This window comes from Boseongicola sp. (genome assembly GCF_057460485.1).
This window is the reverse complement of the sequence record NZ_JBVCWP010000119.1, coordinates 1-11,376: the sequence shown is the minus strand read 5'-3', so window position 1 is coordinate 11,376 and position 11,376 is coordinate 1. Positions and strand designations below refer to the sequence as shown.

The 11,376-nt window shown below is 58.5% G+C and carries 10 protein-coding genes and 1 pseudogene; 6 read left to right on the top strand and 5 right to left on the bottom strand.

The features are described 5' to 3' along the window. On the bottom strand, positions 1-826 hold an 826-nt coding region (locus AC221Y_RS13770), incomplete at its 3' end, for a Rossmann-fold NAD(P)-binding domain-containing protein (protein WP_486707541.1). Positions 827-918: 92 nt separating this feature from the next. On the opposite strand from AC221Y_RS13770, the gene AC221Y_RS13765 reads away from it, so the two are divergent. The 3 genes from AC221Y_RS13765 to AC221Y_RS13755 all read left to right on the top strand — a co-directional run bounded on the left by AC221Y_RS13765 (position 919) and on the right by AC221Y_RS13755 (position 4,127). Then, positions 919-1,833 carry a LysR family transcriptional regulator gene (locus tag AC221Y_RS13765; RefSeq protein ID WP_486707540.1) on the top strand — a complete coding sequence of 305 codons (915 nt, stop codon included), beginning with the start codon at positions 919-921 and terminating at the stop codon, positions 1,831-1,833. Positions 1,834-1,886: 53 nt separating this feature from the next. Then, positions 1,887-2,993: a 3-isopropylmalate dehydrogenase gene (gene leuB, locus AC221Y_RS13760; protein ID WP_299749380.1), complete on the top strand. Its 1,107-nt coding sequence runs from the start codon at positions 1,887-1,889 to the stop codon at positions 2,991-2,993. Between the two features lie 132 nt (positions 2,994-3,125). Beyond that, on the top strand, positions 3,126-4,127 hold the full coding sequence (locus AC221Y_RS13755; RefSeq protein ID WP_299749378.1) for a DMT family transporter: 1,002 nt from the start codon (positions 3,126-3,128) through the stop codon (positions 4,125-4,127). A gap of 61 nt (positions 4,128-4,188) precedes the next feature. Here AC221Y_RS13755 and AC221Y_RS13750 read toward each other — a convergent pair whose 3' ends face one another. The 3 genes from AC221Y_RS13750 to purD are packed head-to-tail and all read right to left on the bottom strand — an operon-like array spanning position 4,189 to position 7,129. Continuing rightward, the gene (locus AC221Y_RS13750) at positions 4,189-4,410 is read right to left on the bottom strand and encodes a hypothetical protein (protein WP_486707539.1); all 222 of its coding nucleotides are present in this window, start codon (positions 4,408-4,410) and stop codon (positions 4,189-4,191) included. A gap of 34 nt (positions 4,411-4,444) precedes the next feature. Further along, a complete protein-coding gene (locus tag AC221Y_RS13745; RefSeq protein ID WP_299749372.1) occupies positions 4,445-5,836 on the bottom strand; it encodes an FAD-binding oxidoreductase in 1,392 nt (463 codons plus the stop codon). Positions 5,837-5,860: 24 nt separating this feature from the next. Continuing rightward, positions 5,861-7,129, bottom strand: a complete 1,269-nt coding sequence (purD, locus tag AC221Y_RS13740; protein WP_299749370.1) for a phosphoribosylamine--glycine ligase — start codon at positions 7,127-7,129, stop codon at positions 5,861-5,863. A gap of 71 nt (positions 7,130-7,200) precedes the next feature. On the opposite strand from purD, the gene xseA reads away from it, so the two are divergent. Then, positions 7,201-8,739 (top strand): exodeoxyribonuclease VII large subunit, encoded by a 1,539-nt coding sequence (gene xseA, locus AC221Y_RS13735; protein WP_486707538.1) that lies wholly within the window; start codon positions 7,201-7,203, stop codon positions 8,737-8,739. On the opposite strand, the gene AC221Y_RS13730 is transcribed toward xseA, so the two are convergent. Then, positions 8,736-9,131, bottom strand: coding sequence for a hypothetical protein (locus AC221Y_RS13730; protein WP_299749364.1), 396 nt, complete (start codon positions 9,129-9,131; stop codon positions 8,736-8,738). The genes xseA and AC221Y_RS13730 overlap by 4 nt on opposite strands. Before the next feature lie 137 nt (positions 9,132-9,268). Between AC221Y_RS13730 and AC221Y_RS13725 the strand changes: the two genes are divergently transcribed. Both AC221Y_RS13725 and AC221Y_RS13720 read left to right on the top strand, forming a co-directional pair. Beyond that, entirely contained in the window at positions 9,269-10,957 is a 1,689-nt protein-coding gene (locus AC221Y_RS13725) for an NAD(P)H-dependent oxidoreductase subunit E (protein ID WP_486707537.1), read from the top strand. Between the two features lie 86 nt (positions 10,958-11,043). Next, a pseudogene (locus tag AC221Y_RS13720) lies at positions 11,044-11,376 on the top strand (signal recognition particle-docking protein FtsY); the annotation flags it as partial.

The following is an 11,376-nucleotide window of genomic DNA, read 5'->3' as shown; positions in this document are numbered from 1 at the left end:
GCGGATCGGTTGTTCGTAATTCAGGCAACAGGGTCTGAAGCCGTGTCCCATCCAACCGGTGCGGTTTCGACCAAAGATAGCGCATCTCAACCAGACTGCGTCCCATCGGCCAGAAAAGCCCGGCCACTCGAATTGCAAACCACGGGAACCGTCGCACCTCCAAATCGCGTCCCGTCGCCTGCTCACAAATCCGGTGCAAGGCGGACATGCTCAAGTTGAAGCCTGGAAAGGACAGGTCTTCAAAAGTGTCCAATGTTCTAAGACGCTCGGCCAGCAAGACTGCCGCATGCGCCAGATCAGGCAACCAGGCCCAGGCGTGATCAGCGTCCATATCGCCGGGGGCGACAAAAGTTCCGCGGGAGCACTTGGCCGCTATGACTGCGTCAAACCAGTTCCCCGATGCCTCGGTGTCGATGTAATCTCCGGCCCGCAACACGATGGTGCGCACGCCTGAAGCGCGATAGGCCGCCTCCATCTCGATCCGCACGCGTCCCAGGGAGTTCGATGCGGCATGGGGCGTCGTTTCGCTAAGCAAAGGAGGTGCATCATGCCCAAAAACATAGACATTGCCCGGCAAAATGACCGCCGCGCCGCTGGACTTGGCTGCGGCAATCACCCGTTCAGTCAACCGTGGAACCTCACACTCCCATGCGGTGTAAGGTGGGTTCCAGGCATTCACGATGACATCCACGCCCGCTGCAGCAGTGCCTAAATCCTCTGTTTCCCGATCAAAGGTTTTCACCTGCCAACTGCGGTTCCAAAACGCTTCGGCTGCATGGCGGCCAAACCGACCAGACGCGCCTAATATCAAAACTGTTCCGCTCACAACGATCTCCATCAATGTCTCTACGGTGTCATTCTACCATTCCTTTGCGTATTGAAATTGCCAGAAAATGCAGATCTGCTATTCAGTATTGAATGGATAAGTCCCTGGGTTCTCTCGATTGGTCGCTTGTGCAGGCCTTCCTTGCCGTCGCTGAAACCGGCTCTCTGTCGGGGGCTGCGCGTACTCTTGGCCTGTCCCAACCCACAGTTGGCCGACATATTCAAACCATTGAGGATACCCTTGGCGCTGATCTTTTCAGGCGGAAAGCGCGCGGCATGGCTCTCACCGAATTGGGCGATACCCTTCTTGAACCCGCGCGTGCCATGCGCAATGCCGCCGAGGCTTTGTCGCGCGCGGCCACCGGCGGCGAGACTGAGGTGGCCGGCACGGTCCGCATCACAGCCAGTCTTTTTGTCTCTCACTATATCCTTCCCAAAGTGCTGGCGGACGTGCGTCACGAATACCCCGAGATACAGATTGATCTGGTCGCCTCGGACCAAAGCGAAAACCTTTTGTTTCGCGAGGCCGACATAGCGGTGCGTATGTATCGCCCAAAACAACTCGACATGATTACGCGCCACATCGGTGACGTGACGCTGGGCATTTTCGCTGCCAGAACCTACCTTCAACGGCACGGCAAGCCGGAAAACATAAACGACTTCCTTGCGCTTGATTTAATTGGCTACGATCGCAACGAGGAAATTATCCAGGGATTTCGGAATGTGGGCGTGAACGTCGACCGCAATTTCTTTTCCGTGCGGACAGATAATCAGACTGTCTACTGGGAATTGGTTCGTGCGGGGTGCGGAGTTGGATTTTCGCAATGCCGGAACGGGCGAGCCGACCCGTTGGTTGAAGAACTTGATCTTCCCATCGATATCCCCGCTCTTGAGGTTTGGCTGACGGCCCACGAAAAGATCCGCCAAAATCCGAGAGTGGCGCGGGTGTGGGACATTCTGGCGGCGCGATTGGCCGATGAATGCGATGCGAAACCCCGGGCTTCTTGACGCCCCGGCGGAGCAGGGGTACGCCCCTTTAAACCCTGACGTCGGAGACAGTTATGACCAACCCTTCCCTCCTTATTCTCGCCGGTGACGGCATTGGCCCCGAAGTGATGACCGAGGTGCGCAAAGTCATCGACTGGTACGGAGCCAAGCGCGATCTTTCATTCGACGTCAGCGAAGACTTGGTCGGCGGATGTGCCTACGACGCCCACGGCACGCCGCTTACGGATGAGACGATGGCCAAGGCCCAAGCAGCCGATGCCGTCCTTCTCGGGGCTGTGGGTGGCCCGGCCTATGATAACCTTGATTTCTCGCTAAAGCCCGAGCGCGGCCTTCTGCGCCTTCGTAAAGAAATGGACCTATACGCCAACCTGCGCCCGGCGCAGTGTTTTGATGCGCTTGCTGATTTCTCGTCCCTTAAGGCAGATGTCGTTGGTGGCCTCGACATCATGATCGTGCGGGAACTGACATCTGGCGTTTACTTCGGCGAACCGCGCGGCATCCACAAAGAAGGCAACGAACGCGTCGGCATCAACACCCAGCGATACACTGAAAGTGAAATAGCCCGCGTCGCGCGCTCGGCTTTTGAACTTGCCCGCAAGCGCGACAACAAAGTCTGCTCGATGGAAAAAGCCAACGTTATGGAATCGGGCGTATTGTGGCGCGACGTTGTGACCGAAATCCACGCGGCGGAGTACCCCGACGTTGAACTCAGCCACATGTACGCCGACGCGGGCGCGATGCAGTTGACCCGGTGGCCAAAGCAGTTTGACGTCATCGTCACCGATAACCTGTTCGGGGACCTGCTGTCCGATCTCGCCGCGATGCTGACTGGCTCGCTTGGCATGTTGCCCTCGGCCTCGCTTGGCGCGCCGATGGCCAACGGCCGCCCGAAAGCAATGTACGAACCCGTACACGGCTCGGCGCCTGACATCGCAGGGCAGGGCAAAGCGAACCCGATTGCCTGTATCCTCAGCTTCGCCATGGCGCTGCGGTATAGCTTCGACGAAGGCGACGAAGCCACCCGCCTGGAAGACGCCATTGAAGCCGTTCTTGCGGATGGTCTGCGCACCGCAGATCTCATCGGCGAAGAAGGCAGCGCGCCAGTGTCGACCAGTGAAATGGGCGACGCGATTGTCGCGAAACTCGACGCATCGCTCTGAAGCTCGGGGGCTGCATGCCCCAGTTTCCACATTGTGGCTTGCGCGCGCGTCATGGCTGCCACCCACATTTGGCGGCTTGACGTAACGCGCTCTTCACGCGAGGTCTTGCAGAATACCTGCAGGATCAATGCGATGGTCGAAAAATCAAATCTGAAAGCCGTGGGCTTTGCGCTTGCAGGCTTTGCCGTGTTCTCGACCCATGACGTCGTGATCAAAGTGTTGGGCGCGACTTACGCCCCGTTTCAGATCCTGTTCTTCTCAGCTCTCCTCGGGTTCCCGCTTGCTACGCTGATGCTGATGACTGACAAAACGCCGGGAACCCTGCGCCCGGTGCATCCGTGGTGGGTACTGGCGCGCACCGCGTCTGTCTTAATCACAGGCGTCGGCGCGTTTTACGCCTTCTCCGTCTTGCCGCTTGCGCAGGTCTACGCCTTCATCTTTGCCGCGCCCCTCCTGATCACCATCTTGTCGATCCCCATGCTGGGCGAGAAAGTCGGCGCACATCGTTGGGCCGCCGTCGCGATGGGGCTTGCCGGCGTTCTTATCGTCCTCAGACCGGGTGCAGAGCCTTTTACGCTTGGGCATTTCGCGGGCCTTGCGGCGGCCAGCGGCAGCGCTTTTGCCGCTGTTATTGCGCGCAAGATCGGTGCCGAGGAACGCAGCGCCGTCATGGTGCTTTTTCCGATGATGGCCAACGTCGCAATCATGGGGATGATCCTGCCATTTGTATATGTGCCGATGCCTATTGAACACCTCGGTCTTCTGGCAATTGTCGCTGTGTTCGGTTTCACCGGTGCGCTTTGCACCATCCTCGCCTACCGCTCGGGAGATGCGGCGATTGTCGCGCCTATGCAGTACAGTCAGATCATCTGGGCAGCCATTTTTGGGGCGGCCTTTTTCAACGAGTACCCTGATAAATTCACATGGATCGGCGCGGGCGTGATCGTGCTTGCGGGCGTCTATGTGGTCTTGCGCGAAAGTCTTGGCGGAAGATCGGCCAACACGCCTGTGCTGCAAACCCGTTCGCGCGCAGAAACCGGCACTACACCGCGGATCAGCGCGATGCTGCGTGCGCGGTCCGATCGTGTGTTGCCCGGCTACGAGGCGCTTGCGAAACGCAAAAAGCAGGACTGATCCACGCGCGTTGATGCCTTTAAAACTTCGCCACAATATTCAAAAACGCGCCCTGGCCGATTTAGTCGATGTCGGCCAGATCTTCGCTGACGTGGTCCAATTCAGAGCCCACACCAACCTTAACCCGATTGCCTAGGTGACTGTAAACGCCAAGCATTGCTCCAGTGTCTGTTGTATCGGCACCATTGTCGATCAGCATCCGTGCTTCGCCGAAAATGTACCATTCATGCAAAACGTGCCAATCCGCGCGTGGAAATTCCGAGATGTGCGGTGGTATCGACAAAAACATCCGTTCCGCGCGGCGCGAGATACATCCCTCAGACGATTTTGCCCGGGTTCATTATGTTATCAGGATCAATCGCCGCCTTGATCGCAACCATCACGTCCGTCGCGTCGCCTAGTTCGGCCTGCAGATATGCGCGCTTGCCTTGACCAACGCCATGTTCTCCGGTGCAGGTGCCCTCCATGCCAATCGCCGTTTCATTCAGCCAGCCTACAAAAGTCTCCGCGCGCGCGACTTCATCAGCATCGTCCTTCATCACCAGAATGCTTGTGTGGAAGTTGCCATCGCCCACGTGACCGACAATGGGTGCGATCAGATCAAGCTCGGCCATTTTCGAGGTCGCGGCTGAAACACATTCCGCCAGCCGAGAAATCGGGACACAAACATCCGTTGCCACCACGCTCGCGCCGGGCCGGTAGGCGCGGGCTGCCCAATAGACGTCATGACGTGCCTGCCAAAGCTTCGTGCGCTCCTCGGGCGATGCGGTCCATGCAAAGTTGGTCCCCCCAACATCCGCAGCAATCTCGCCAAATATCTCGGCCTGCTCGGCGACGCTTGCTTTCGATCCATGAAATTCCAGCAACAACAAAGGGGTCTCTTGCAGCTCAAGTTTCGAATAAGCATTGCACGCGCGCACCTGCGCTTCGTCCAACAATTCGATCCGTGCGACCGGCACACCCATCTGGATCGTAGATATCACCGTATTGCAGGCGGCTTCAACGTTGGGAAACGAACAGGTGGCCGAGGCCATTGCCTCGGGTATCCCTTGCAGTCGGATCGTAAGTTCCGTGATGATCCCTAGCGTGCCTTCCGACCCGATGAACAACCGCGTCAGATCATAACCCGCCGATGACTTCCTTGCGCGTTGCCCGGTGCGGATCACCCGACCATCCGGCAACACGGCCTTCAGTGACAAAACGCAATCCTTCATCGTCCCATAGCGCACCGCGTTGGTCCCGCTTGCGCGCGTGGCAGCCATCCCGCCAAGGGACGCATTTGCTCCGGGGTCAATCGGGAAGAATAACCCCTGATCGCGCAGGTGCTCGTTCAGCTGTTTACGGGTCACGCCGGGTTGCACAACGCAATCTAGATCCTCTGAATGGACTGCCAGAATTTGGTTCATCTGACTGACATCAATGGAAACCCCACCCGCAGCGGCGTTTACGTGTCCTTCCAGTGATGTGCCTGTACCAAAGGCAATGATCGGCACCTTGTGGGTCGCGCAGACCTTCACAACGGTAGTGACATCGTCGGTTGATCGCGCAAATATTACGGCATCGGGCGGCTGGTTTTCGATCCACGTCGTTGTGTGACCATGTTGTTCGCGCACCGAAGCACCGGTTTGAAAACGCTCACCGAATTGCTGTTTAAGGATGCCCAATGCCGTCGCAATGCCAGCCTCGTTGCGCATTAGTTCGGTCGCCATGGTGTCCTCCGCAAAACCCTTGTGTCAATCAGATAGCGTGCGCCAGCCGATATCGCGTCGGCAAAACCCACCGGGCCAGTCAATTGCATCGACATCCGCGTAGGCGGCAGCGCGCGCCGCCTCCAGTGTGGCGGCTCGTGCCGTGACATTCAGCACCCGACCGCCCGTCGCAAGCACACTGTCACCGTCCCGCGTGGTTCCGGCGTGAAAGACCATCCGAAAACTGTCTTCGCCTAATCCACTCAGTCCTTTGATCTCGCTACCTTTTTCGTAGTTGCCCGGATAACCTTTTGCGGCAAGAACAACCGTGATCGCATGGTCATCCGCCCAAGTGACTTGTGCGTCGGCCAGGCGACCTTCGGCGCAAGCATGGATCAGATCAAACGCCTGAGCGCCCAACCGCATCATCAGAATCTGACACTCCGGATCGCCAAAACGCACATTGTATTCCACCAACCTTGGCGCGCCGTCCTTGATCATAAGTCCTGCATATAAAACGCCTTGATACGGTGTGCCGCGTCGCACCATCTCGGCCAAGGTCGGACGGATGATCTCTTCCATCGTGCGCGCCGCCACAGTATCCGACAAGACCGGCGCTGGGGAATAGGCCCCCATCCCGCCGGTGTTGGGGCCCGTATCGCCTTCGCCAACCCGCTTGTGGTCCTGCGCCGTGCCAATCGGCAGCGCATCAAGCCCGTCGCACAGCACAAAGAACGACGCTTCTTCGCCGTCCATAAACTCCTCGATCACAACTTCGGCTCCGGCAGCCCCAAAGGCGCCGCCGAACATATTGTCAATCGCATCCAAGGCTTCGACCTTGGACATTGCCACAACCACGCCCTTGCCCGCGGCCAACCCATCGGCCTTCACAACAATCGGTGCGCCCTGCGCGCGAATATAAGCCTTCGCGCTTTCCGGATCGTTAAAGCGTGCCCAAGCCGCCGTCGGGGCGTTTGCAGCGTCACAGACTTCCTTGGTAAAGCCCTTCGAGGCCTCCAATTCCGCCGCCGCCTGACTTGGCCCAAACACCAAAAATCCAGCCACACGCAATTCGTCCGACACGCCTGCCGCCAAAGGCGCTTCGGGTCCGACAATCACAAAATCTATCGCATGTTCTTCGGCAAAAGCGACAACCGCAGCGCCGTCATTGATGTCCAGATCCGCGCACGTCGCGATCTCGGCGATGCCTGCGTTTCCAGGTGCCACAATTAGCACATCGCATTTCGGGTTTTGCAGCGCGGCCCAAGCCAACGAATGTTCGCGCCCGCCGCCACCAAGAATGAGAATATTCATCGCAATGTCCCGCTTCACCTCGCCTCTCAGGCGTTCTAGGGTCCCGCAAGCGCAAGCACAAGGCACGGGCAATGGACCTTTTCGAAGACACACCGGGCGACAACGCCCCCGAATTCTCGGTCTCAGAAATTGCCGGGACCGTTCGCCGTCTGATCGAAGGCGAGTTGGCTTACGTTCGAGTGCGCGGCGAGGTTGGACGCGTGACACGCGCGCGCTCGGGTCATCTTTATTTTGATCTGAAAGATGACAAATCTGTGCTGTCATGCATGTCGTGGAAAGGGCAGGTGCCGGGCCTTGGCACGATGCCCGAAGAAGGTATGGAGATCATTGCCGAAGGCAAAATGACGGCCTCAGGCTTCTCATCGAAGTATGCTTTGAACGCGGTGCGCATCGCCGTCGCGGGCGAGGGCGCCTTGATGGCCATGCTGGAACGCCGCAAGAAAAAGCTCGCAGCAGAAGGCCTTTTTGACGAAGCCCGCAAAAAACCGCTTCCTTATCTACCTGAAATCATTGGTGTTGTGACGTCTCCCCAAGGGGCCGTCATACGTGACATCCTGCATCGCTTGCGCGACCGGTTCCCGCGCAAGGTCTTGATCTGGCCCGTCGCAGTTCAGGGCGAAGCCTGCGCGACGCAAGTCGCCAACGCGATTAAAGGCTTCAATGCTATGACGCCCGGTGGCGCTCTTCCGCGTCCCGATCTTATCATTGTGGCACGCGGTGGCGGCTCTATCGAAGACCTCTGGGGCTTCAACGAAGAAGTTGTCGCGCGCGCCGCTGCCGATAGCGATATCCCCCTGATCTCGGCCGTTGGCCATGAAACCGACACCACCCTCATCGATTTCACCTCCGACAAACGCGCCCCAACGCCCACCGCTGCCGCCGAGCTTGCCGTCCCCGTTCGCCTTGATCTGATTGCTTGGGTTGATAGCCAAGACGGCCGGCTTAGCCGCGCTGTGGGCCAGGGCGTCAGCCGTCGCAAAGAAAGGCTCCGCGACCTTGTGCGCATTTTGCCGCGCGCCGAAGCCCTTTTGAACGAACCCCGCCAACGCCTTGACCGCGCCGACGAAGCATTGCCGCGCGCGCTTCGACAGACGGTAGAACGGCATGCGGCACAAGTTGCACAACTGTCCAGCGCGATCCGCCCGGCTACGTTGCGAGCGCGCCTGCGAACAGAAACCCAGCGTGTCGGTGAATGGTCTCGCCGCCTTGGCCCCGGCTTGATCCGCGTGGTTCAGTCGCGCAAGGACCGCCTTATTGCCGCCCGCCTTCGCCCCGCACACCTGAAGGAAAAAGCAGACAGACAGCGGCGCGATTTCAATGCTTTATCTCCGAAACTTAACGGAGCATTTGCCTTGGGCCTTTCGCGTGCTTCGGAAAAAGTCGACGCCCTCGACCGTGTGCGTCGCTCAATCGGTTACGAGGAAACTCTGCAACGCGGCTACTCTGTTGTGCGCGCGGGCGAAACAATCGTCACCGGAGCGGACGCCGCCAAATCTGCCCAAGCGCTTGAAATCCAATTCCGCGATGGACGCGTCAATGTCACCACCGATGCCGCCGCATCAAAACCCAAATTCCGAAAGAAAAAGCCGGATCAAGGCACCTTGTTCTAAACCCCGACTTTGGGACCGAGGCACATCAACGGCTCTTCCCGCCGATCCAGTTCGTAAAGCTCTGTCGCGTCTGGATTATTTTCAAATCGCGCCAAAAGCCGGTCATCGCGCAGGTAGAACTGCCAGCACTGTGGCGATGGCAATGCGTCATAGACAAAGCAAACCTGCTCGCCCTTCGGATACCATTCGCCGTCCTCGCATTCGCCGTCAAGATACGACCATCTGACCCGGCGGCTACCGAAATATTCTTCGGCGCCGTACTCAACCCCTTGGATGGAATACGACAACGTCTTGTCGGTCACTATGGATTCGAACTCGGACGGCGACACGGACCGATCTGCAGAAAAACCAGCCACAGGCAGGCACAAAATAAGGAAAACCAACACTCTCATACTCCCATGTTTCGCATCCTCGTCGCGCATTGCCAATCCAAGACGTGAAAACAGCTCCGAGACGTCGCTTTTCGAGCTTTCCACCCCCCTAAGACCGTCTAGAGTGTCGTCAGAAAATCAAGATCCGGGGAGCCGACATGGCGTTGGACGAAAGCAAAAAAGGTGTCTGGAAATCCGGACGGGGCAAAGGGCGTCACACGCCCAAAGGCCGTCAGCTGGATGATGGCGCACACGCCGAAGTGCTTGCTCTTCTCGGCGACGCCCCCCGCAATCGTGATTTGCTGATCGAATTTCTGCACCTGGTCCAGGACGCCTACGGACACCTCTCCGCGGCCCATATGCGCGCGCTCTCTGAAGAGCTTCGCATCGCACAGGCCGAGGTCTACGAGGTTGCAACTTTCTACGCCCATTTCGACGTGGTCAAAGAAGGGGAAATGCCGCCGCCCGCGCTGACTGTGCGGGTCTGCGACTCGCTATCGTGCGAACTTGCCGGTGCACAGGCGTTGAAATCGGCGCTTGAAGCGGGAACCGATGCTGCCGAAATCCGCATTGTTCGCGCGCCCTGCATGGGCCGCTGTGACACAGCACCGGTTGTTGAAATTGGCCACAATCACATCGACCACGCGACCTCCGAAAGCGTTCTTGCAGCTGCCAAAACGGGCGACACCCACGCCGACATCCCCGCCTATGAAACGCTTGAATCCTATCGCGCGACCGGGGGCTACCACGCATTGGAAACCCACCGTGCCGCGCAAGACTGGGATAAAGTCGAAGAAACAATTCTCGCCTCCGGCCTTCGCGGACTTGGCGGCGCCGGATTTCCGTCGGGCAAAAAATGGGGCTTCGTGCGCTCCTATCCCGGCCCGCGCCTTATGGCCGTTAACGGAGACGAAGGCGAACCCGGCACGTTCAAAGATCGCTACTACCTTGAGCGCACCCCGCACCTTTTCCTTGAAGGCATGCTTATCGCTGCCGCGGCGGTCTCAGCGGACCGCGTTTACATCTACATGCGTGACGAATACCCGGCGGTTCTTCACATCCTAGCCACCGAAATTGCTGCTCTTGAGGCCGCAAGCATTGTCGAACCCGGCTTTATTGAAGTCCGTCGCGGTGCCGGCGCCTACATCTGCGGCGAAGAAAGCGCGATGATCGAGTCGATCGAAGGCAAGCGCGGCCTTCCGCGTCACCGACCACCTTTCGTCGCCCAAGTCGGACTTTTCGGCCGCCCGACACTGGTCCACAACATCGAAACGCTGCACTGGGTCGCCCGCATCTGCCGCGAGGGCCCTGAAATCCTCTCAAGCGTCGAACTGAATGGCCGCAAAGGCCTGCGTTCCTACTCGGTCTCTGGCCGTGTTAACAAACCCGGCGTGCACCTTCTTCCAGCAGGCTCAACCATCACCGACATCATCGAAGCCGCAGGCGGAATGTCGGATGATCACACCTTTAAGGCCTACCAGCCCGGAGGTCCGTCCTCAGGCCTTCTGCCAGCCTCTATAGACGATGTGCCGCTCGACTTTGATACGCTGCAGCCCTTAGGCAGTTTCATCGGCTCCGCAGCTGTCATAATCCTGTCAGACAAAGACAGCGTTAAAGCCGCCGCCCTCAATATGCTGAGATTTTTTGAAGACGAAAGCTGTGGCCAATGCACGCCATGCCGTGTGGGCTGTGAAAAGGCCGTAAAGCTGATGCAGGCCGATACATGGGACCAGCCGCTTCTCGAGGACCTCTGTCAGGCGATGGCGGATGCGTCGATCTGTGGTCTGGGCCAAGCAGCTCCAAACCCGATCCGCCTGACAATAAAGCACTTCCCGGACGAAATCTGACGTCCAAACCGCCAAAGCCCCCCGCGCAAGTCTTTTCCTTCCGTTCTCAAGCGAATAGGTGAAGAGAAACCGGGCGCGGAGGCTTCATGGCGTTTTTCTCGAAACTGAAAGAGCGACTGTTCAAGTCGTCCTCGAAAATTGATAGGGGACTTGATGCCATCGTCGAGGACGGCGGCGTCGAAGAAGAGCCGATCGCCGAGGCAGCGCCGTCGCCGGACCCGGTCGAAGTCGAAGAATTAGCTGAACCGATTGTCGAAACGGTCGTGCCGCACCCTGAGAAAGCTATTGCGCCGGACCCTGAAGTGATTGCCATTCGAGAGCCAGAGCCAGAGCCAGAGCCAGAGCCAGAGCCAGAGCCAGAGCCAGAGCCAGAGCCAGAGCCAGAGCCAGAGCCAGAGCAAGTCGATCATCAAGAGATC

Coding starts and splice junctions, on each gene's coding strand:
- AC221Y_RS13765 (WP_486707540.1), top strand. CDS start 919: ATGGATAAGTCCCTGGGTTCTCTCGATTGGTCGCTTGTGCAGGCCTTC.
- leuB (WP_299749380.1), top strand. CDS start 1,887: ATGACCAACCCTTCCCTCCTTATTCTCGCCGGTGACGGCATTGGCCCC.
- AC221Y_RS13755 (WP_299749378.1), top strand. CDS start 3,126: ATGGTCGAAAAATCAAATCTGAAAGCCGTGGGCTTTGCGCTTGCAGGC.
- AC221Y_RS13745 (WP_299749372.1), bottom strand. CDS start 5,836: ATGGCGACCGAACTAATGCGCAACGAGGCTGGCATTGCGACGGCATTG.
- purD (WP_299749370.1), bottom strand. CDS start 7,129: ATGAATATTCTCATTCTTGGTGGCGGCGGGCGCGAACATTCGTTGGCT.
- xseA (WP_486707538.1), top strand. CDS start 7,201: ATGGACCTTTTCGAAGACACACCGGGCGACAACGCCCCCGAATTCTCG.
- AC221Y_RS13730 (WP_299749364.1), bottom strand. CDS start 9,131: ATGAGAGTGTTGGTTTTCCTTATTTTGTGCCTGCCTGTGGCTGGTTTT.
- AC221Y_RS13725 (WP_486707537.1), top strand. CDS start 9,269: ATGGCGTTGGACGAAAGCAAAAAAGGTGTCTGGAAATCCGGACGGGGC.